This is a genomic window from Streptomyces sp. NPDC002698 (assembly GCF_042888945.1).
GTDB lineage: Bacteria > Actinomycetota > Actinomycetes > Streptomycetales > Streptomycetaceae > Streptomyces.
In genome coordinates, this window is the sequence record NZ_JBIAQM010000010.1 from 50,642 (window position 1) to 71,613 (window position 20,972).

General features: G+C 73.2%; 13 protein-coding genes and 1 pseudogene. 1 reads left to right on the forward strand and 13 read right to left on the reverse strand.

Translation table 11 applies throughout. The annotated features are described in order from the left end of the window. Positions 1 to 72: 72 nt before the first annotated feature. From ACFYW9_RS16590 to ACFYW9_RS16645, 12 genes are all read right to left on the reverse strand, one after another. Positions 73 to 1,602: a VWA domain-containing protein gene (locus tag ACFYW9_RS16590; RefSeq protein WP_389150225.1), complete on the reverse strand. Its 1,530-nt coding sequence runs from the start codon at positions 1,600 to 1,602 to the stop codon at positions 73 to 75. Then, a complete protein-coding gene (locus ACFYW9_RS16595) occupies positions 1,599 to 4,478 on the reverse strand; it encodes a hypothetical protein (RefSeq protein WP_389150228.1) in 2,880 nt (959 codons plus the stop codon). The genes ACFYW9_RS16590 and ACFYW9_RS16595 overlap by 4 nt, the downstream gene beginning before the upstream one ends. Further along, the gene (locus ACFYW9_RS16600; protein ID WP_389150231.1) at positions 4,475 to 5,593 is read right to left on the reverse strand and encodes a hypothetical protein; all 1,119 of its coding nucleotides are present in this window, start codon (positions 5,591 to 5,593) and stop codon (positions 4,475 to 4,477) included. Before ACFYW9_RS16600 ends, ACFYW9_RS16595 begins: the two co-directional genes overlap by 4 nt. Then, positions 5,586 to 7,670, reverse strand: a complete 2,085-nt coding sequence (locus ACFYW9_RS16605; RefSeq protein WP_389150234.1) for a hypothetical protein — start codon at positions 7,668 to 7,670, stop codon at positions 5,586 to 5,588. Before ACFYW9_RS16605 ends, ACFYW9_RS16600 begins: the two co-directional genes overlap by 8 nt. 240 nt (positions 7,671 to 7,910) lie before the next feature. Next, entirely contained in the window at positions 7,911 to 9,929 is a 2,019-nt protein-coding gene (locus ACFYW9_RS16610; protein ID WP_389150237.1) for a PQQ-binding-like beta-propeller repeat protein, read from the reverse strand. A gap of 3 nt (positions 9,930 to 9,932) precedes the next feature. Further along, complete coding sequence (locus ACFYW9_RS16615) at positions 9,933 to 10,865, reverse strand: hypothetical protein (RefSeq protein WP_389150240.1); 933 nt, start codon at positions 10,863 to 10,865, stop codon at positions 9,933 to 9,935. A gap of 1 nt (position 10,866) precedes the next feature. Further along, complete coding sequence (locus ACFYW9_RS16620) at positions 10,867 to 13,662, reverse strand: SAV_2336 N-terminal domain-related protein (RefSeq protein ID WP_389150243.1); 2,796 nt, start codon at positions 13,660 to 13,662, stop codon at positions 10,867 to 10,869. A 4-nt stretch (positions 13,663 to 13,666) separates the two neighbouring features. After that, positions 13,667 to 14,779 (reverse strand): AAA family ATPase, encoded by a 1,113-nt coding sequence (locus ACFYW9_RS16625; protein ID WP_389150246.1) that lies wholly within the window; start codon positions 14,777 to 14,779, stop codon positions 13,667 to 13,669. A 34-nt stretch (positions 14,780 to 14,813) separates the two neighbouring features. Continuing rightward, complete coding sequence (locus ACFYW9_RS16630; protein WP_389150249.1) at positions 14,814 to 16,856, reverse strand: caspase family protein; 2,043 nt, start codon at positions 16,854 to 16,856, stop codon at positions 14,814 to 14,816. Between the two features lies 1 nt (position 16,857). Next, the gene (locus tag ACFYW9_RS16635) at positions 16,858 to 17,931 is read right to left on the reverse strand and encodes a hypothetical protein (RefSeq protein ID WP_389150252.1); all 1,074 of its coding nucleotides are present in this window, start codon (positions 17,929 to 17,931) and stop codon (positions 16,858 to 16,860) included. Positions 17,932 to 18,298: 367 nt separating this feature from the next. Further along, positions 18,299 to 18,727 (reverse strand): MazG-like family protein, encoded by a 429-nt coding sequence (locus tag ACFYW9_RS16640; RefSeq protein WP_389150625.1) that lies wholly within the window; start codon positions 18,725 to 18,727, stop codon positions 18,299 to 18,301. Between the two features lie 85 nt (positions 18,728 to 18,812). Beyond that, positions 18,813 to 19,358 (reverse strand): DoxX family protein, encoded by a 546-nt coding sequence (locus ACFYW9_RS16645; RefSeq protein ID WP_389150255.1) that lies wholly within the window; start codon positions 19,356 to 19,358, stop codon positions 18,813 to 18,815. A gap of 132 nt (positions 19,359 to 19,490) precedes the next feature. Here ACFYW9_RS16645 and ACFYW9_RS16650 point away from each other — a divergent pair, with 132 nt between their 5' ends. Then, complete coding sequence (locus tag ACFYW9_RS16650) at positions 19,491 to 19,817, forward strand: nuclear transport factor 2 family protein (RefSeq protein ID WP_328453077.1); 327 nt, start codon at positions 19,491 to 19,493, stop codon at positions 19,815 to 19,817. Between the two features lie 380 nt (positions 19,818 to 20,197). Here the strand turns inward: ACFYW9_RS16650 and ACFYW9_RS16655 are convergent. Next, positions 20,198 to 20,884, reverse strand: a pseudogene (locus ACFYW9_RS16655) (ABC transporter ATP-binding protein); the annotation flags it as partial. Between the last annotated feature and the right edge of the window lie 88 nt (positions 20,885 to 20,972).

Below are 20,972 nucleotides of genomic sequence, written 5' to 3' on the forward strand. Positions count from 1 at the left end.
TCCGACACAGGTCGGAGGCCCTTTGCCGTGTCCGCCGCCCAAGAGGCCCGGGCCGGCGAACCGCTCCTCGGATCACAGGCGCTGAGCGGGCAGCGAGTCGTAGTGGAACTCGATTCCGCACAGCAGAACGGTCTGGCCGGGAGGGCAGATGATCTCGCGTTCCGGCCGGTCGGCCGTGCGGCAGCGCAGACGGATGGGGGGCTGCTGGCCCAGCGGGCCCGGCACGCTCTTGATGCGCACCGTCCCGGTGCTCTCCAGCAGGGAGGAGAGGTCGGCCGTGACCTCACGGCGTCCCTGCAGGGGGATCTGCAGGGGCTGCCGGGCGTCGACCGCATCGGCGGAGACCGTTCCCAGCACCGGACGGTGCCGCCGCAGCAGCCAGAGGCCGTACGGGACCAGGGCCGCCAGGAGAGCGGCCGACAGGACGCCCCACCGCAGCGGATCGACGGAGGTCCGCGCCGTTCCCCCGACGGTCACGGGATCGCCGAGCGGACGGCCGGCGAGACGGACGTCCTCGCCGACGTAGCGCCGGGCCGCCGCGGCCAGGGGCGTACTCACCCTGCCCGTCACGGAAAGACTCCACGTCTCGGGCCCGAGGCCGCTCGTCCAGCCCTTGCGATGTGCCGTGGCCGAGCGCACCGAGAGATCGAGGTCCCGGGACTCGCCCGGCCCGAGTTCGACCGAGTCGGGCAGCCCGGAGGCGAGGGCGACCCCGTCGGGCAGACCCGAGACCCGGAGGTCGGTGAGTCGTACGGGCAGCGCCTTCGTGGACGCCGTGAGCCTCACCCGGATGTCCGACGCGGCGGGCACCGGCCCGCCCTTTCGGGTGCCGGGCCAGGAGACGCTGATCCCCCTGCCCCTGTCGCCGGCCACGGACAGGGCGGCCTGCCGCAGGCGGGTGTCGTCCTGGGCCTCCGTCATGGCCGCGCTGATCCGGCTGCCCGACGTGTCCAGCATCCGGTAGCTGGGGAAGACCTTGGCCAGTACGTTCTTCACGTCGGCCCCGGGCGCCAGGGAGATGCCGTAGCCCGTCAGGGACCGGTCCGCCGGCAGGCCGGAGGCCTGTTTGCGCAGGGCCGACCAGCCGCTCGCGCCGAAGTCGCGGTAGCGAGGATCGTCCGGCGCCTCCAACTCGGCGTCGGACAGCAGCAGCACCCCGCAGACGTCGGTGTCCGTGCGCTGCAGCCCGTCCAGAGCCTGTTCGAAGGCGCGTCCGAAATTGGAGGCGGGTCCGTCCGGGCGCGCGGGCAGGACGTCGTCGACCTCGTTCAGGGCCTCGTCCCGGGAGACCATCTCGCAGGCGCGGGCGCCGTCGCTGAAGGGGATCAGGCAGACACGGTCCTTGGAACGGAGCGACTTCAGGAAGGTCGGGAGCACCGCGCGGACCTTGTCGTAGGAACCGTCGGCGGCCATGGACTGCGAGGTGTCGACGAGCACCGCGTAGCTCGCTCCCCGGGGGCTGACGACCGTGTCCAGGAAGGATTCCAGGCCGACGGAGTCGGCTGCCCGGGCGGACGGACAGGGCCCCAGCGCGAGGAGGCCTGTGGCCAGGAGGGCTGTCAGGGCGCGCCGGGGTGCTCCGCGCCGGTTGTCGTTCGTCATTGGCTGCTTCCTTTTCTCCACTGCTTCTTGTGCCTGCGCGGCTTTCCCGAGGCCAGGTTGAGAAAGGACAGCAGCCGTACCCTGCGGAGTTCACGCACGCGGGAGCGCCGCCGTCTCAGGTCCCTCTTCGTCTGTCTGAGGATCGTTTTGGCTCGCCATCCGCCGCCGCCGGGGCCGGAGGCCCGGCCGGCCACGATCAGCCGCCGGATGTCGTGCAGCGCGTCCGCTGCGGCGCCGACGCTGTGCAGCTGTTCGGTGAGCATGCGCTCCAGGTGTTCGAAGAGCGCCTCGCGATCCTCGTTCAGGGCCTTCTCCCACCAGTGCCCCGCCAGTTCGAGGGCCTGGCGGCCGTCCTGGGTCTCCAGCTGGAGGGCGTAGGGGGCCCACATCGCCGCGATGTCGCGCGCCGGGAAGGACTGGCGCACGGAAAGGGCGAGCTTTTCCATCGGGGTGTTCGGGTCCCGCGGCCGTTCGCCGTGCCGCTTGTGGTCGAGGGCGTCGGGGGCCGGTTCCGCGCCGGGGCCGAGGACGTGCCCGTGCCCGTGTCCGGAGCCCCCGCCGGCCATGTGCGCTCCCGCGGCGAGAGGGTCCGGGCCGGGCCGGGGCGCGGACCGGAACGGCCGTTGCGTCAGGGCGGTCGCCTGCAGTTCCTCCCTGCGCCGTGCCTCGGCGGCACGGGCGGCGGCCTCCTCGGTTTCCCATCGCTCCCGCCGGATCCGGTCCTCCCGCGCGACCACCCGTCGGCGCAGCTCCGCCACGGCTTTCGGGGCCGGCGCCGCTTGGAGGGCCGCCAGCACGACGGGCTCGCCCTCCTTGCCCCAGGGGTCGGCGAGCACCGGCCGGGCGAGTTCCTCCAGCAGCAGGTCCAGACAGGGGTGCAGCCATTTGTCCCGGAGCATGAAGTCCAGGCTCCGCGCGTAGGCGAGGCACGCCTCCGCGCGCCATTCCGGGCCGGCGGCCGGTAGCCCTACGAGGCAGCACAGGACGTCGGCCCACGCCCGGCAGTCCTGCCAGACGTCCGCGGTGAGCAGGTCCGCGAGTGCCTGCGCCCCCTTCTCCTCCGCCTCGTCCGGCGGGGACGGGTTCCGCGTCCCTCCGCGGTTGCGGAAGGGGAGTGTGAACGTCCCCCCGTCCCGTCCGTTCTCGCCGGCGGGTCCCGTGTGGCGCGAACCGAGGGCCAGCGTGCGAAGCGGGCCCCACAGACCCCGGACGGTCTCGGCGGTCAGGTCCGGCCGTCCCGCGCCGACGGTGGCGGAGAGCACGTACAGGGCGTCCAGCGGCGTCGGACGCGGTTCGACGAAAGCCGAGCACTCCTCCGCGCCGGGCAGCAGGACCGCCCATGCCCGTAACCAGGCCGGGGCCGCGCTCTCGCTCACGGCCATGGCGTCCAGCCATTGCCGGAGCCTGACCGGGGAGACCGATTCCCTGGCGAGTACCGCCAGGGCGAGCCGCGGCGCCTCCCACAGCGCCCGCGCGACGGCGAAACCGTCCCCGACCACCTTGGCCGGTCCCAGGAAGCAGAGGCAGTCGACCACGACCGGCAGCCGCTGGTCCGCTTCGGACTCCCCGCCGTGGGAGAGCAGCCGCAGGACCTCGGCCTCCTTGCCGCAGTCCTCCACCATCTGCCACAGGCGGGTCAGCCGCGAACGGCAGGACGAACTGTCCGTGCCGGAGGTGACGACGCTCAGGGCGACGCTCAGCAGGCTGTCCGCCACGCACGTGGACACCAGGGGCCCGTTGCCCTCGTCCACCCACAGACGCCGCATCGTGTCGTCCATCTCCCGGGCGGTGTCCTCGACCACGTAGTCGATCCCGCGCCGGACGAGCCGCTGCACGTCGGCGGAGTCCTGACCGGCGTTGCCCGTCAGGCTGTTGAGTCCCTCGGCGACCATGTGGACCGACTCGTGGCCGGCCTCCACCGCGTTCACCGCCACCTGGAACGGGTCCAACCGGTCCAGGCAGCGCAGGATGCCGTCGTGGTCGGACAGGGGGACGGGATCGTCGTAGGACAGCAGACTGCCGGCGACCGCCCGGAAACCCTGTTCCCCGATCAGATGGGCCAGGCGGCGCCGGTACTGGTCGGGCCGGCCTTCGGGCACGGGCGGGAGGGCGCCCAGCCGCACGACGGTGGCGTCCGGGGTGTGCCCCGGCCCGAAGGCCAGGTGGGTGGGCGGATGGTCGCCGCCGTCGATGCAGCTGCCCACGGCCAGTCCGCTGCGCACCCCGTACGGCAGGAAACCGGCGACGGCGTCGAAGACGGCCAGCCGGGTCCTGGTGTCGAGCGAGCCGCCGCCGGTGATGACGACACGTGCGCCGCCGAGGAGGAGGGCCGACACGGCGGCGGCCCACAGCGCGGCCGCCGCGTGCCGCCGGTCGTCCTCCGTCCCGGCGTGGATGCCGGGCACGTGGCCGGCGACGGTGTCCAGCCCGGTGAGCAGTCCGTGGCCGGACTGCGCGGCGACCCGCAGCGGGATGCTGTCGTCGTGCTCCGGGGGCAGCCGCACGTTCGCCACGGCGTCCCACAGGGTCACGTACTCCACTCGGTGGAAAGCCAGGTCGGGGGAGTTCAGCAGGAAGTAGCGGGTCGGGGTGACCTCCCGGTTCGCGCCGTCCCGCAGTGCCGAGGACTCCATCACCGAGATGCCGGTCCACTGTCCCTCGGGGAAACGCAGCCCCCTCATGGAGACCCACGGCAGCCGGTCGTGCAGGGCGCTCGACGAGGGCGGATTGCCGAGGCCCGCGTCGGTGATGTAGTGGGCGAAGAAGCCACGCCGTTCGGCTCCCCCGGCGCAGTGCAGCACGTCGTACTCGCCCAGTGAGCCGGGCCTTTTGCTGTACCAGGCCCACGGTGCCTTCACGGCGAACACGTCGTTCATACGCGTACCCCGTCCCGCATGCCGAGCAGCAGGGCCACGAGCGGGTCCATGACGTTGTACGGGCTGAGCGGACCCACGATGCGGTAGTTCCCGTCGACGACGTTGACGTTGCCGAACCGCTTGAGGTCGATCGAACCGCCCGGCATGGTGCCGAATCCGATCGCGGAGGTGGTGAAGTAGTGGATGCGCGACGGATGGAAGTTGGCGCGCAGGGTCTGTCCCACCAGCCGCATGGTGCTGCCGTGCAGGTCGCCGGCCAGCCAGTCGAAGAAACCGGCCGGGTCGGACACCACGGGCACACCGTTGCGGCCCAGGTCGGTCCAGCCGCCGCGCCGGGCCCGGTCGAAGACCTCCGGGTCGTCGAACTTCGTCAGGCAGACGGCGATGTGGTGCGGCAGGTAGGGGCCGTCCAGCCGGTTCTCCTCCATGCAGATGCGGGTGATCCGGGTGAGCGTTCCGTTGAGGTAGGCGAAGGAGTCGCTGTCCTGGGCCTCCCGCAGCGGGTCGAAGAGATAGACGAGGCCCTGGGCCTGGGCCAGGTGCTCGATGCTGCGGGTGGCGATGGCGCCGCCCCTGAGGTCCTCGTACGCGCCGCCGGGCACGTCCAGGACGCTCAGGTCGAACTCCATCCGGTGCGAGGGCCGCGCGCGCCAGAGCCTGCGTCTGCCGAAGGGGGTGCCGCTGACATCCCCGCGGAACCGCCAGGCGTAGGACCGGACCTGCTGGGTCGCCGGGGGGAAGACCCGATCGATGGCCAACTGCCGGGAGGTCTCCACCAGGAAGGCCTCCGAGGCGTCGTCCGACGGCACCACCTGCCAGCGGCCGAACGGTCCGTCCGGGTCGAGCGCCGCCAGCCGCAGGGCCCCCAGGAACGTGGTCTTGCCCGAGGCCGGGGAACCCCACACCCCGATACGGGTCGTGCCGTCCTGCTGCCGGGCGGCGGGGGGCTCGGGGACGACGGGCGCCGGGTCGCGGATGCTGTGCTCGGTCGGGTCGGGAGAGGCATCGGCCCGCCAGATCTGTTCCGCTCCGTCGTCCTCGACGGGTTCCCCGAAGAGGTTCGGTGGCATGAGAGCCGGTGGGAACCGGGTCTTGTCCGACTCGTCTTCAGTCATCGTGCTCACTGTCCTTCAGGCTGAGTCGTGCCGGCGAAGGGCCGAAGCCGTGCGGCACGGGGGAACGTCGGCCGCCGGGATCGGTCAGCAGCCCGGGCGCCTCGGCGGGGCGGCCCAGGGCGCTGCTGACACAGAGGGCGACATCTTCCGGGGTGTGGGTCCCGAGGGCGAAGAGGTGGTCGCGACCGAGGCCGCGCCACGTCTTCTGCAGTCGTTCGAGGGTCTTGGGGCGCCAGTGTCCGGAGCTGCCGACGGCCGGCTGGCGCACGCCGACGAGGGTCAGGCCGGGGCAGGTCTCCGACCGCAGACGGTCCAGGGACTTCTCGTAGTCGCGTCCGTCGGGGCAGGGCAGACTGAGGTCGGCCTGCTGGCGTACCGGATGGGGCGGCCGTCGGGCCAGCACGACCAGGACCTGCCGGGCACCGTCCCGCCAGTGCCGCCAGTGCGCCGCGGCATGCAGGGCGTCCTCCAGCGGGGCCGCGTAGTCGTGTCGTACGGGGCGCGGGGCGAACAGGCGGACGGCCTCGGCGGCGGCCCCCGCGGAGCCGGGACCCCAGGGTCTGAGCACGTTGACGGCCGTCGAGGCGCGCGCGGGCAGGAAGGTGTGGTCCTCGTAGCCGATGAGTCCGACCCGCAGATTTCCCGGCGTCCCGCCATGGGGGACCTCGCCGTCCCGGTGCTGTCGCCAGGCGCCGTCGACCTGCTGGAGCAGGGCGCGCAGAAAGCCCGCACGCGTCTCGAACTCGGCGCGTTCGCCGCCGAGTTCGAGCAGCAGCAACAGATCGGCGGTACCGGAGCGGTGCGGTGCGGGGCCGGCCGGGAACGGCAGCGTGTCCTTGCCCCGTTCCTCGGTGAACACCTTCGGTTCGGTGAACCGCAGCCGGCCGTTGCGGTCGAGCGCGACCGTGACGGTGCTCCGTGACCCGGGGCGCACGCGGGCGCGCCCGGTCCGCAGGACGGGCCAGTCCTCGGCGCGGTCCCCGCGGGTGGTGACGAGCGGCAGGGCGTACACCCCGGAGGCCTGTCCCGGTTCCGCCAACAGCTCCACGGAGGCCAGCAGTTCGCCCTCCCGGGGCAGGGTGGTGCCGCCGGGGAAGAGGACGCGGGCCGCGGTTCCGCGCCGGTCGTGCGGGCCGGGCCGGGTGAGCAGGGCGTAGCCGCGGCGCAGCGGTACCTGATGACAGGCCTCGGCCACGATCTCGTCCAGGGTGCGGGGGTCGGAGGCGTCGAGCAGCACCTGGGCCGCCGCGGGCGCCCGGGTCGCCAGCGCCTCGGCCGCGTGGCCCGGCCAGCGCCAGCCGGCTGTCTGGCGGACGAGGATCAGCGGCACCGCGCGGGCCTGGGCGCGTGCGGCACGAAGGGGTGCCAGCGCCGCGGCCAGGGCCCGGTCGATGGCGGGCTCCCAGGCGTGATCGGCGGCCCGCCGCACGCCCCGGACTCCGTACGGGGGTGCCGTGCCGATGCCTCCGGCCAGGACGAAGGCGCGTTCCACCGCGGAGGCGGGCAGCCAGGAGGCGGCCTCCGGCCAGGTCGTGCCCCCGCCGACCGGCCCGTGGGTCCAGCCGGTCCCGTTCTCGTCCCGCCCCAGTTCCCGTACGGCCAGACCGGTCGCGGAGATGCCGAGGACGCAGACGGCGTCGCACTCGCCGGCCGCGAGCGCGGTGAGGACGGACACGGCACCCGACAGACCGCCGTGCGGCCTGCCCCGGTTCTCGTCGGGGCCGAGGACGCGGACGTCGCGGTCCGGCCGTCGGGAGGGGGCGCGGCGGACCAGGGACCGGAGCCGGACGTCGACGGTGCCGCCCGACGGCCTGCCGCGCGATGTGCCGCTCGCCGCCATGTGCCGTGAGGCGAGGACGGCGGCGGCGATGTCCCAGGACCAGCAGGCGGCGATCTCCTCGTTCCGCGCGTCGGGGCCGGTGGCCGCGTCCGGTTCCCAGCCGCAGGTGCCGCACCGTCCGGACGTGCCGCTCGACCAGCAGACGGGACAGCGTCCGGATTCCTCGCCGTCCCGGTCCCCGGCGTCCGGGGGCCGCGGTTCGAAGAGCTCGGCCCCGTCCCGGCGGACGCTCGTCACGGGCGGCGCCCAAGGGCCTGACCCCGCCCGCAGGACGCGGGTGTCGGGCGCTTGCGCGCCCTCGCAACGCTGTGCACGGCTTCCCCCCTCGGACCGGCGTCCCCACGGCTGCACCGGCGCGCCGAACTCCCGGTGAAGGACTGGCGGCTGAGGACCGTCAGCGATCGTAGTGAGATCTCCGGTCATCGTCTGATGAAATGACATATTTCTTCGGAATTTGCCATATTAAGTATGCGTATGTCAGTTGATTCGACGGAGATCGACTGCGTCGGACTCCGCCCGGAGGTCCGCGCCGTCCAGCGTCATCCGGCGCACCGCGCCGTCGAGTCCGACCGTGATCAGGCCGCCCTCGACCGGGCGCAACGCCGATACCGTGGACAACTCCCAGCGCCGTCGCTCACGGCCGTCGGCGATGTCCAGCAGCCTGATCCCGTCCTGGCCGGCGACGCACACCGCCGAGCCGTCCGCGAGGACGTCCAGGGCCCGTGGACCCGGGCCGTCGCCGGCGGCCACCGTCCAGCGCTCGCTGCCGTCCGCGGCGTTCAGGGCGGTCACCGCGCCCTCGGTGGTGGCCAGCACGACGGCCCCGGCGCGGGCGACGGCCGGCAGGTGCACGGTGCCGCCCACCGACGCCCTCCAGACGGGGTGGCCCACGTCGCGGTGCAGGGCCTCGATCCGCCCGTCCGCGGTCGCGACGACCACGGCCTCGCCGAGGGCCGTCGGACCGGCCGGGGAGACGGCGCGCAGGCCGGCGTCCCAGAGCGGGCTTCCGTCGTCCGTCCGCAGGCTCCGCACCGAGCCGCGGTCGGTGCAGAACACCACCGCCGCGCCGGTCAGCAGGGGCCGTCCCGTCACCGCCCCGAGGTCCGTGGCGGCCCAACGAGGCTTCCCGGACCCGAGGTCGAGCATCCGCACGCCCGTCCCCTCGGCGACGAAGAGCCGTTCCGGGGCTCCGTCCCGGCCCCCTGACCAGACCGCCGCGTGCACGGTCGCCGGGAACGGGTGCTGTGCGCTCGTGAGGCGGCCGGACTCCGGCCGGACGTGGTGCACCACTCCGTCGGCGGTCCCCAGGACCACCGCGTCGCCCGCCGCGACCATTCCGCCGCGCACCGGCGCCCCGAGCTCCATACGGTCCAGGAGCCGCCCGTCGCGGTAGTCCACCCAGTAGAGGATCCCGGACGCCGTGACGGTCAGGAGCACGTTCCCGCGCAGCCAGGGCGGAACACGGATCCAGTCGTGACAGTGCCACACCCACCGCTCGCCCGCGGTGGCCGACGGTGCCGGACCCGGCAGGCCGTGCCGGGTCCGGTTCCCGGGCCGCTCCCGTCCGTCCGCTTCCTCCCGTTCCAGGCGGTCGGCCCGCGGCCCGAGAAGGGCGCGCAGTCCGTCCCGGTGCCGTTCGAACACGCGCCGCGCGGCGGGCGGATAGGGGATGTGGCCGGTGTCCGCCCCGTCGGCCAGGGTGGCCCGCACCTGGTCCATCGAGGGGCGTTCCGTGTCCGTGAACCGCAGGCAGGCGGTGATGAGTTCGAGCAGGGGGCCCTCGCGCACGCCGGTGATGTCCGGCGGTTCGGTGAGGGCCCGCAGCCGGATGTCGAACTGGTTGCGGCCGCTGTAGGGCGGATGTCCGGTGGCGGCGAACAACAGGGTCGCGGCGAAGGCGAACACGTCGGCGGGCCCCTGCGCGCGGCCCAGTCCGCCCGCCTGTTCGGGCGGGGCGTACTGGAAGCTGCCCATGGCGTCCGCGGTGACGGTCAGGCTGGGGTCGGCGGCCAGCCGTACGAGGCTGAAGTCGATGATCCAGGGCCGGTTCCTGGTGACCAGGACGTTGCTGGGCTTCATGTCCCGGTGGTAGAGCCCGGCGCTGTGCAGGCCGGCCAGGGTGCCCGCGAGGCGGCGGCCGAGGGCGAGCACCGTGTCCTCGGGCAGCGGACCGGCGTCGTCGACCAGCCGTTGCAGCGAGGGGCCCGGGACGTACCGCGTCGCCAGCCAGGGGCGGTCGGCCGCCGGGTCGGCGTCCAGCAGCTCGGGTATGCCCTCGCCGCCCGCGCGGTTCACCGCCTCGATCTCGCTGCGGAACCGCGGCCGCAGCCGCTCCGACTCGGCGACGTCGGCACGGATGAGCTTGATCGCCGCGAGCCGGCCCGCGGCCGACTCCTCCTGCCCGAGGAACACCTCGCCGAAGCCGCCCGCGCCGATGCGGGAGAGCAGCCCGAACCGTCCGAGCCGGCCGGGGTCGCCTCTTCGCAGTGCTTCCATCGATCAGTCCTTGGGGTACGGGTCGGAGCGCCGTGTCCCCGGCCGCGTGCCGACGACGCCGGGCAACGACGCGGGCGCGGTCCGTTCGGCCAGCGCGCGCAGCAGCCCGAGGGTGCCGAGTTCGTCGTGCAGCAGTTGCAGCCGGGCCAGATGGGCGCGAGCCGGGGGAGCGGCGGGTGTGGGCGGGACGTCCTCGTGGACCGGGAGCCGCCGCGCCGAGGACGCCCTCGTGTAGCAGATCCACGGACTGGCCGCCGTGGCGTCCGGGGCCCACGTCGACGCGGTCAGCGCGGCCCGGTGGCCGAAGGGCAGCAGGGAGGCGATCGCGTCGATGGTGCCGATCCGGCCCAGGGCGAACCGGTCGCCCCGGGCGGTCAGGGCCAGCGGCGTCTCCAGCGCGGCCGCCGCGGTGGCGGCCACCCAGCGGAAGCCGAGCTCGTCCACCAGCCGCGCGGTCCGCTCCAGGTGGTCGGTCTGCGCCGTGAGGAGAACCGGGGCCGTGTCCTTTCTCGCCTCCGGGGGCAGCCGCACGGGCCGCACCGCGTTCCAGAGGGAGACCAGCCCGACGCCGTGCCGGGCCACCTCCTCGTAGGGCACCAGGAAGCAGCGGGTGGTGGCGGAGCGCCGGCCGGAGGAGTCCCAGGTCGCCTCCGTGGGACTGTTCCAGTCCGTCACGGAGACCGTCACCCACCGGCCGCCCGCACCCGCGGCCCCGGCGTCGCACGCCCCGAACGAGATCCACGGCAGTGTCTCGCCGGGCCGTCCCGCCGTGGACCACGGCGGCGGCGTTCCGAACAGCGTGTCCCGGACGACGCGTTCGAACCAGCCCACGGCCGAGGGGCCGTCGCTGCACACCAGGACGCGGTAGTCACTGCTGTCGGCCTGGGGTTTCGACAGCACGGCCCACCGTGCCCACAGGGTGAGGGAAGGGTTCATGTCAGATGTCTCCCGACGCCCGCCCCAGCGCGATCAGGGGCTCCAGCACGTTCAGTGGCCGGGCCGGGCCCCGCAGCACCCTCAGGCCGTTCTCGTCGTACGTCTGGTTCGAGCAGTCGTCCGGATTGAGGAACCCGTCGCGGGTGCGGTGGAAACCGATCGCCGACACCGCGTACCACGACACCCGTCGGGCCAGGAAGCACTCCAGCACCAGGGCCCGGGCCTCGGCCACATCTGCGGAACTCCGGCTCAGCCAGGCGACGTAGTCCTCGGCGTCGGCGGCGGGCACGCACGGGTCCCCCTGCGAGGTCTGGCCGACCCAGTTGCCGCGCCGTGCGTCCTGGAAGACGGCGGGATCGTCGAACTTCGTCACGCAGAAGGCGACATGGTGGGGCAGCCGGCCCTTCAGCATCCGGCCGCTCTCGTGGAACTCCTGCGCCAGCCGCTGCAGATGGGGGATCAGCAACCCGGCCTGACCGCTGTGGTTCAGCGGGTCGAGCAGGATCACCAGATGTCCGGCGCGTCCCAGGTGCGCGTCGAGGGCATGGTTGCGGCCGTAGTTCTCCCGCTGGTACTCACCGCCCCCGACATCGCAGAAGTCCAGCGCGAAGTCCACCCGTTCGGCGCGCCGTCCGTTCGTCACCTCGGCGCGGAAGACGTACGAGAAGGCCGTCGGGCCCATCGTCGCCTCGGGGAAGCGGCGCACCACCGTCAGGGCGTTGGTCTGCTGCACCAGGAAGTTCTCGGCCTGTTCGCTCTCGGCGACGACGTTCCAGCGGCCCAGCCGCGGCCGGGCCGTCGTGGCGGCGAGCGAGGCCGCGGCGAGGAACGTGGTCTTGCCGCTGTTCGCCGCGCCGAGGACGGCGATCGTGCGGCGCGGCTGCCGCGCCGCCCGGTGCCGCGCTTCCCTGGACGGCACCGGGTCCTTCACGGTGACGGTGAGGGGAGCCGCCGTGACGAGCGGCGGCGGCAGGGGCCGGGCGGCGACGACCCGAGGCGTGGGAGCGGGCCCGGGGGCAGGTTCGGGGGCCGGTTCGGGGGGAGCGAAAGGCACCGTGGGCGAAGCGTCGGGGGTGGGCGGCGCGTCGGACGTGTCGACGCGCTCGGCGAATCCGTCGACGGCCGCCTCGATACGGCGCACGGCCTCGCCGTAGGCGGGCCCGAGCCCCCGCAGGATCCGTGCCGCGATCTCCGCGAACGGACGCGTCTCCGGATCGATCTGCCCGACGAACCTGACGTCGCGCGGCGAGGCCAGCAACGCGGGAAAGGCCAGCGCGGCGCGGCCCATCGTCGTGGACACGTACGCGGAGACCGTCTGGAAGGTCCGCACCGCCTCGACCCGGTCCATGCCCTCCAGAAGTGTCTGCCGCGTGTCCCCGACGAACTCGTAGACGGGCTCCGAGTCGCTCCCGCCGCCGCCCTGCACGGTCCTGGGTCGCAGCAGACCGCTGAAGAAGACCTCGGCCAGCGGTGCCGGGTCGTAGGGCTCCCTGTGCCACTGGCTGGTGACCATGTGAGTGAGCCACATCGTGGACAGGTTCAGGGGCACCGCGGCCAGGCTGCGCAGCAGTCGCCGGGCCCCCGGGGTGGCGGTGGCGTCGAAGTCGTCGAGCAACTCGTCCTCGTCGACGGGGAGTTCCGTCACGGTGTCCTGAACGGGTTCGGGGGCGCCGTGCCCGTCCGCGGGCCCGGACGTCACCACCCAGGCCGGCGCGGACACGGAGCGGGTACGGGACCCGGTCACGAACGAGGCCCATCGGTTGAGGGCGTCCGGCTCCAGCGGTACCACCGGGACGGCGTGCGGCCGTCCGCCGCCGGGTGGACGGCCGTCCGGCCACAGGTCCCGCAGCGACCAGCCCGCCGGGCTGAAACGCCGGTCCGGAGCGGACCGTCCGTTCCCGGACCCTTCCGCCTGCGGGTGGAAGGAGACCGGCAGCGGGGCGACACCCGTCCGTCCCCACAGATGGCGGGGGAGGAGATGGACGATCACCACCGGCCCGTACGACGCCAGCAGATGGACCTGCGCCGCCAGTCGCCCGTCGTGCCAGCCCCGGCCGACACCGTCGGTGACGAAGGCGGTCACGCGCCTGCCCCCGGGCGCCAGCAGCGTGCGCAGACCGGTGCGGCCGCCACCGGCGGACGTCGGCGTGGTCAGGGCGGTGTCGGAGTCCAGCCGGCGCACGGTGACCGACCGGAAGGCGCCGAACCGGGCGGCGGCCCTGCCCATCTCGCGCATCAGCGGCGCCCACAGTTCCATGGAGGGCGTGGCGTCGCACACCAGCGCGAGGTCGTAGTGCGGCTCCTCGGCGGCCGTGACCATGGGGACGACCATGCCGGTCGCCGCCGCCCACTGCGCGGTCGACTCCTCGTCCACCACGGTCCGTACGGGCGAGGGGCTGGTGCGCCGCAGCGGGCGCAGGGCGTTGCCCAGCTCCGTACGACGGGGCAGCCACTGAGCGGGAAGCGGCGCCACGACACGGCTGGAGACCCCGCCCATCTCGGCGATCGCGGGTTCGGCGGCCCGCGACCACACCCCTATGCCGTCGTGCGTGGTGACGGCGGGCGACCGGAGGGAGCCGCTCTCGTCGGTCGGCGGACGCTCGGTGTCCAGCCGTTCGCGCACGTCCGCGCCGTCGCCCTCCGGAACCGCGGAACTCCGTTCCAGGTCCGGGCGTCGGTCGCCCCGGGCCGAGTCCACCGTGGGCAGCCGCGCGGCCAGCCAGGCGATGTCGAGGATCTCCTCCAGGCCGATCCCGGCGTCGCAGTCCAGCAGCACCCTCGCGAACTCGGGGTCCATCGCGTCACGCCCCGGAGAGCGGGTGGAACACCGCGTTCGCGATGGTCTCCAGGTCCTCCGGTCCCAGCTGGGCCGTGAGCCTCAGGCGTACGGCGTTGATCAGCTGGTCGGGCGAGAGCTGGCGGCCGTCCGCGGTCAGCCGGTCGTAGCGCTTGAGGAGGTCCTCTACCTGGGACAGGTCCCGCATCTCCGGCACATGGGCCCGGAGGATCTCGTGGAGGCGGTCCCCCTCGGGGCGTCTGAGGACCAGGAACAGACAGCGGCGGCGGAAGGCCGGCGAGAACTCCCGGTCACCGTTGCTGGTGAGGATGACGACGGGGAACTGCGCGCACTGCACCCGTCCGTTGTGCACGGGCGCCCGGTCGTTCCCGTCCCAGCTGAGCACGCGGACGGGGGAGTCGGCGATCCGGCGCAGCTCGGGGATCTCGTAGCCCCCCGTCTCGAAGACGTGCAGCAGGTCGTTCGGCAGGTCCACGTCGCTCTTGTCGATCTCGTCGATCAGCAGGACCCGGGGCCTGCGCCTGGGCAGCAGGGCGTCGCCCAGCGCGCCGAGCCTGATGTACTGCCCGATGTTCTCGTGCTCGCTCCTGGGCTTGACCACCCTGCGGTTCTGGGCCGATCCGTTGCGCAGGTTCATGTCGTGCAGGCGGCCCAGCACGTCGTAGTCGTAGAGCCCCTCGCGCAGGGTCGAGCGGCTGGTGATGCCCCACCTCAGCACCGGCCCCAGACCGAGTTCCCGGGCCACGGAGGAGGCCAGGGTGGTCTTCCCGGTGCCGGGCGGGCCGGTGACCAGCAGGGGGCGGCGCAGCTGGATGGCCGCGTTCACCAGCTCGTGCACCTCGCGGTCGCCGCGGTAGGAGACCGCCACCCGGTCGTCCCAGGACCGCTCGCCCTCGGCTCCGGGCGGCCGCACCGGAAGCGTGATGTGGTCCCGGTCCCGCTCCCGCAGCCGCTCCTCGTCGGCGGCGGGCACCAGCGTGGACAGGCCGAAGGAACGCCAGGGCGGGGGCTCCGGGATGTCGGGCTCCGCGGACACCGTGTCGCGGGGCGCGCCCCAGTGTCCGCGGTAGACCCACCAGTCGGGGGCCTTCGCGGAGGCGCTCGGGCCTTCCGTCATCGCTCTTCCCTTCTGCTCGCCGGCCGTCGCCCGGTCACGGCATGGCCACCGCGGTCCGGACCAAAGGAGAACGACGTGGATCGTCGAAGAGCACGACCACGTCGCGGAACACCTCGGCCTCGTCGCCCCCTTCGCGGCGCAGACCGAAGACGATGTCGGGCACATCGCGCAGTGGACGGCCCTTGAGCTGCCGGAGCAGGCTCTCCCGCACCAGCGCGCTGTCGCAGGGCGCACCGCCGTCACCGCCGCGCGCACAGTCCTCGGCGGCGGACCGGTCGGTCCAGATGGCCAGTACGGCACCGTTGTTGAGGGCGGTGCCGACGATGTCGGAGGACGCGCGGTCCTCCAAGGGGCGGGAGAGCACGATCCCGGCACACGCGTCGGCCGCCCCGTGGGCGGTGAAGACGTACTCCGTGGCGTGGGACCGTCCCGCGGGCGGTTCTCCACCGGGTGCGCACGGCACGGCGCAGTCCTGCCACTTCAGCCGCGCCGCGGGGACGGAGTCCAGGAGCCCGCCCAGGCGTTCCCAGTTCAGCGTCTGCGGGCCCAGGCGGTGCCGCCAGCGGTCGCGCAGCACCACCGGGGCCTTGTCTCCCAGCAGCGGCGCCCTGCCGCTCGGCACGGTGAAACTCGGGATCGTGTCGAAACGGTGGCCGAACAGGTCCCGGTCGACGATGAACTCCACCCAGGCGTCGTGCAGCGCGGAGCGCACCTTGGCATAGGCCTCGTCGTAGACCTGCTCGACGAGGGCGGCGAACTCGTCCTTCTGCCAGGTCCGTTGCGGCACCTTGATCCGGCGGCGTCTGGGCCCGGTGTAGAACCACGCCTGGGCGCGGTAGCTCGGCTCCGGGGAATCCTGTCCGGACACGGCCGCGCTGCCGTGGGTGATCTCGTCCAGCCGCTCCAGGTCGATGACCAGGTGGGCCTGCGGCCGAGGACGCGGGTGGTTCGGGTGTTCCCGGGCCGGGGGAGCCGGCCCCTTGTCGGTGTCCAGGGGGGCCAGCCCCTTGTCGGCGGCCCAGGAGCCGTACCAGTCGTGGATCTCGTCCCGCAGCCGTTCGACCCGGGCCAGAACGGCACAGAGCCCGGTTATGCAGTGGCTGCCGTCCGCGCGGTGGGGCAGCCGCGTCATCTTCACCGCCAGCTCCGGCAGGGGCAGGTCGTCGTCCTGCATGCGGGGGCCGTGGGTGCGCAGCCAGTCCCACACCTCGCCCTCCTCCTGGGCGGTCAGGCCGGCCCGGCTCAGGAGCACGCGCAGCCGTTCGGTCTGGAAGGGGGTCACCGCCACGCCGGGCCGGAAATCCTTGTCCACGAGCAGCCGGCCCCGGTGGGAGATCCAGTAGTGGCTGGGTATCTGGCCGTAGTCGGGATCGTCCTGCTCGTAGGCCTTCTGGAAGCACGTCTCGAGTTCGACGGCGGTCCGCTCGATCGGGGCGAGGTCGAGCCGCTCGCCGCGCGGCAGAGTCCGTACGGCCTCGAGGAGCCGGCCGGTGAAGACGCCGCCCTGCTCGTCGAAGAGCGCCTGCTCGCCGTGGCGGGCGCCGTAGAGCACGAGTCCGTTCCAGTCCGGGTGCGGTACGGCACCCACCGCGGTGACCAGCATCTGGCCGCCGGTGTCACCGCCGGGTCCCGAGTCGCCCTCCCGGCAGGCGTCGATCACGAAGAGCAGCCGTCTGGGTCTGCCCGGACCGGCCATATAGGCCTGGAGGTCCTCGAGCTCGACGTACCCCTTGTGGGACACGTACAGGCGGTGGCGGCCGTTCTCCCGGCCGATCGCGCCGTGGCCGAGCCAGTAGAGGACGAAGGCGTCCTCCTCCCCGAGTCCGTCCAGGGAACCCGGCCGGAGGAACAGGTCCGACAGCGGGCCGAGTTCGGCCCGTCCCCGGGACACCGTGCCGGCGGTCGGTTCGTCGGGCAGCCGGTCGGCGTTGGTCAGGACGGTGACGGAACAGGGCTCCTCGACATGGTTCGACAACCAGGAGGCGAAGCGGGCCCCGGTGAGCGCCGAGCCGGGCAGGTCCCGGAGCGACGAGCCTTCGTACGTCTCCGGACACACCACCAGAGCGTGTACCGCCACCTCAGCACTCCTCGACGGCCGCGCGGACCGCCTCGTAGACCTGAGGGGTGGTCCAGTAGGAGCCGTGCGCCCGGGGGAAGGGCTCCCGGGTGTCGACCTCGACGTCCGTGACCCGGCCTTCGAAGTGGTCCTTCGCGGTGAAGGCCAGGAGATCCTCCTGGTCGACCACGTTGACCCACCGGGCCCGGAAGTGGTCCGGCAGCGGCGCCCCGAGACGGTGGGTGGCCAGCGCGTCCAGGCCGTAGAGGTACGGCACCTGGCTGCCGACGGTCACCAGCAGCCGTACGTTGGGCAGGTCGTGGGCCACCAGGCTCTCGAAGCACGCCACTCCGCCGAGGCTGTGCCCGAGCAGGGCCACGGGGCCGGGGATCTCCCTGACCCGCTCGGCCAGGAACGTCCGCAGGGGCTTGCCGCGGGCCTGGTAGAGCAGGATGTCGCCGAGGGCGGGTGTCGCCCGGGTCAGAAGCCGGCCGCGATGGCGCCGGACGACCGGCCGCGCCATGTGCTGCGCCGTGGACCAGGCCGCGGCGCGGGTCCTGTCGCCCAGGCCCAGTGGCGCGGAGCCCAGGCACTTCTCGAAGACACGCCACAGCAGGTCGCGTTCGGCCGCGGAGACGATCACGGTGCCGCCGTCCCGCTCGCGGACCCGGACATGGACGGCTGTCAGACAACGGGCGACGAGGTCGTGCGATTTCCTGGCCGCGAGAAAAGGGAGGGCCGCCGTGAATTCCGTATTCCGCAGCGCGTCCGCCACGGCCTCCCGCAGATGGTCCTGGCATTCGCCGGGCGGAACCAATTCCTGGACCGCGGGTTCGTCGGGTATTTTCCGGATGCGGGACAACAGCAGGTCGAGAACCCTCGGTGAGACGGAGGACGCGTCACCGGGCTCCGCCGGCACCGCCAGCCGGATCTCGAACAGAGGGTCGTCGTAGAGCCGGGCCCACACGGCTCGTTCCGCGTCCGACCAGGTCAGGCGCGTGTTGTTCGAAGGCGTCGACCCGTCCGCGCCGTCATCCCCCGCGGGCCCGCTCACCGAGGTGACGCCCAGTACGTCACCCCAGGAGCACGTCTCCACCGTCGTGTCCGGCAGGGCGTCGCGAAAACCGCCTTCGATGCGATCGAGTGCTTCCTTTTCGCGCTTCGACCGAACGCCCGTTCCGTGGACAAACAGAATCGTCGTCAACTTTCCCCCCAGCCCCCGTGCCACGGCAAAGAACACCGCGGCGGAGGCCAACGGTAGCGTGACGCGGGAGCCTTTTGACCTGCGGTCGGTAAATCTGTTCGCGAAGTCACGAGAACAGGCATTCGGCAAACACGAACGACATGAGACCGATCAGGAATCGGCGCGCATCGGACACGGAGTCGACGCCGACTCCGCTGTCCAGGTCCATGTACCGGGAGAATCCGGGTCTTTCCTCGCGTAGCGCAGGTCGCCGCGGGCGTTACCGGTCGGTCCGGCGAAAATCCGCTCCCTGTACGGGCGTCGACGGACCGCCGAGCGAGCGGTCGGCCACGGACGCCAGACGGGCGGTGAAGACCTCACGCGCGTCCGGCGCGAGCGAGCGCAGCGCCACCATCGCCGTGATCACGACATCGCACAGCTCCGACCGGACGTCGTCCCACGTGTGGCTCACGCCCTTGCGCGGATTCTGGCCCGTCGCGCCGATCACCGCCTGGGCGACCTCGCCGACCTCCTCCGACAGCTTCAGGAAGCGCAGCAGCAGTCCCTCGCGGCCGCCGTGCGCCCGGTCGGCGTCCAGCCAGGCGTGCAGCCGGTCGATCGTCTCCCAGGGGTCCGCACCGTCGCCCGCCCGCTCGGCCGAAGCCCCGGACGGACCACCGTCCGGGGCGTCCCGGGCACGATCGGCGATGCCGGCGCCGGTGCGCCCGGCCTGGTCGTCGTCCGCAGCGTGGTCAGCCATGGGGCCAGCATTCCCCGGGCCCCGGGGACGACTCCTACTCGTCGAACAGGGCTTCCTGGGTGCCCTCCCGCGCCGCGCGCACCCGCTTGTTCCGGACGCCCACGACGACCGCGGTGACCGCGGCCGTCGTACCCAGCGCGATCGGCACCATCCAGCCGCGGTTCACAGCGTGGCCCATCAGATGGTCCAGGGACAGCCGGCCCGGACCCGTCACCGCGAGGCCGGCCGCCGCCAGGCCGAGCGAGGCCGTGTACTCGTAGCCGCCGTTCATCGCGAAGAACCCGTTCGGCACGTGCACGGCCGCCGCGCCCGCCATCGCGCCGGCCGCCGCCGCACCGGCCGCGGGTGTGGCGAGGCCCAGCGCCAGCAGAGTGCCGCCCCCGGCCTCGGCGAGGCCCGCGGCCGTGGCGCTCGCCTTCCCCGGCGCGTACCCCATGGCCTCCATGGCCTGTCCGGTGCCCTCGATACCGCCGCCGCCGAACCAGCCGAACAGCTTCTGCGTTCCGTGCGCGGCCAGGACACCGCCCGTGCTCAGACGGAGCAGCAGCAGTCCCAGATCACGCCGGTCGATACAGGTCACGGTGACTCCCAGTCCAGACGGCGGCAACGGTTTCCTCCCGGGTGACCACCGTCGCACCGATCGAACGGGGCCGACGGGCACGCGCCGCCGTTCGGGTGGCGGGTGCGGGGAGCCGGTGTGAGGGTGACTCCCATGACCATTCAGGTAACGCGCCTCAGCGACCCGGCGGTCCGGGCCTTCGTCACCGCGGTGAACGCCCATGACCGGGACGCCTTCGAGGCGCTCCTCGCGCCGGACGCCACCATGTCGGACGACGGCTCCGACCGTGACCTCGGGGACTGGACCGACCGGGAGATCTTCTCCTCGCGCGGCCACATGGACGTCGACAACGAGTCCGACGAGGGGCGTTCCCTCCTCGTGCGGTACCGCAACGACACCTGGGGCGAGATGAAGACCAGGTGGAGCTTCACCGTCGACGACGGCGGCAGGATCAGCCGCTTCGAGACCGGCCAGGCCTGAGCGCCCGTCGCCCATCGCCCGTGGCTCCCGCCGTCGTTCCCGCCCGTCGCTCTTGGCCGCCGCCCCGCCCGTTGTCCCGCCGGCCGCCCCGCCCCGCGCCCTGTCCGGGTGCGCTCCGGCTCCGGGCGGTCGCCGAAGGGCCGCTCACCGCGGCGCGGCCGGCCGGGGCCGACGGCGTGCTCGGACGGTGAGCGGCCCGGGTGCCCCGGAACGCGCGGGCGGCGGACACGGGGCGTGTGCGGGCGGCGGGGCCGCCGCGGAGCTCAGTGGCCCTGGGGCGCGCCGTACTGCTCCGGCGTCAGCTGCCCGGGCGCGTACGGCTGTTGCGCGTACCGCCCCTGCCCGGAGAGCTGGAGGTGGTCGGCCTGTCCGGGGACGGCCCGGCGGGCCCCGGCCTGCTCGGTCAGGCTGATCTGCCCGGCCTCGATGGTCGCGAGGCGCGGCGCGCGGCGGGCGATGGACGAGTCGTGGGTGACCATGACGAAGGTCAGCCCGTACTCGTGCCACAGCCCTTCGAGCAGGCCCATGATGTCGTCGCGGGTGCCCTCGTCGAGGTTGCCGGTCGGCTCGTCGGCGAGCAGCACCTTGGGCTTCTTGACCAGGGCCCGGGCGATGGCCACGCGCTGCTGCTGACCGCCGGACAGCTCGGTCGGGACGTGCGTGAGCCGTTCCCCGAGGCCGACCGAGCGGAGTGCCTCGGCGGCCCGCTCGCGCCGCTCGGCGGGCTTGACCCCGAGGGGGACGAGGGCGGTCTCGACGTTCTCCTGCGCGGTCAGCGTCGGGATGAGGTTGAACGACTGGAAGATGATGCCGATCTTCTCGGCCCGCAGCCGGGTCAGCTTGGCCTCGCTGATGCCGGCGAGGTCCACGCCGTCCAGCTCGACGCTGCCGGAGGTCGGCCGGTCGAGCCCGCCGATCATCTGGAGCAGCGTCGACTTGCCGCCGCCCGTGGGGCCCTGGATGACGAGCTGGTCGCCGTCCTCGATGGTGAGGTCGACGCCACGCAGGGCGTCGACCGTCTCCTTGCCCCGCGTGTAGCGCTTGGTGACGCCGGTGAGCTTGTACATGAGGTTTCTCCGAGGATGAAGGGGTGGGGGCGCCGCGGCCCGGGGGGAGTGGCGGCGGCGCCCCGGCTCAAGGGGTGTGGCCCGGGGG

Excerpts from the sequence above, each read along its gene's own strand:
- ACFYW9_RS16600 (WP_389150231.1), bottom strand. The coding sequence starts at position 5,593 with ATGACTGAAGACGAGTCGGACAAGACCCGGTTCCCACCGGCTCTCATG.
- ACFYW9_RS16625 (WP_389150246.1), bottom strand. The coding sequence starts at position 14,779 with ATGACGGAAGGCCCGAGCGCCTCCGCGAAGGCCCCCGACTGGTGGGTC.
- ACFYW9_RS16590 (WP_389150225.1), bottom strand. The coding sequence starts at position 1,602 with ATGACGAACGACAACCGGCGCGGAGCACCCCGGCGCGCCCTGACAGCC.
- ACFYW9_RS16595 (WP_389150228.1), bottom strand. The coding sequence starts at position 4,478 with ATGAACGACGTGTTCGCCGTGAAGGCACCGTGGGCCTGGTACAGCAAA.
- ACFYW9_RS16610 (WP_389150237.1), bottom strand. The coding sequence starts at position 9,929 with ATGGAAGCACTGCGAAGAGGCGACCCCGGCCGGCTCGGACGGTTCGGG.
- ACFYW9_RS16650 (WP_328453077.1), top strand. The coding sequence starts at position 19,491 with ATGACCATTCAGGTAACGCGCCTCAGCGACCCGGCGGTCCGGGCCTTC.
- ACFYW9_RS16620 (WP_389150243.1), bottom strand. The coding sequence starts at position 13,662 with ATGGACCCCGAGTTCGCGAGGGTGCTGCTGGACTGCGACGCCGGGATC.
- ACFYW9_RS16615 (WP_389150240.1), bottom strand. The coding sequence starts at position 10,865 with ATGAACCCTTCCCTCACCCTGTGGGCACGGTGGGCCGTGCTGTCGAAA.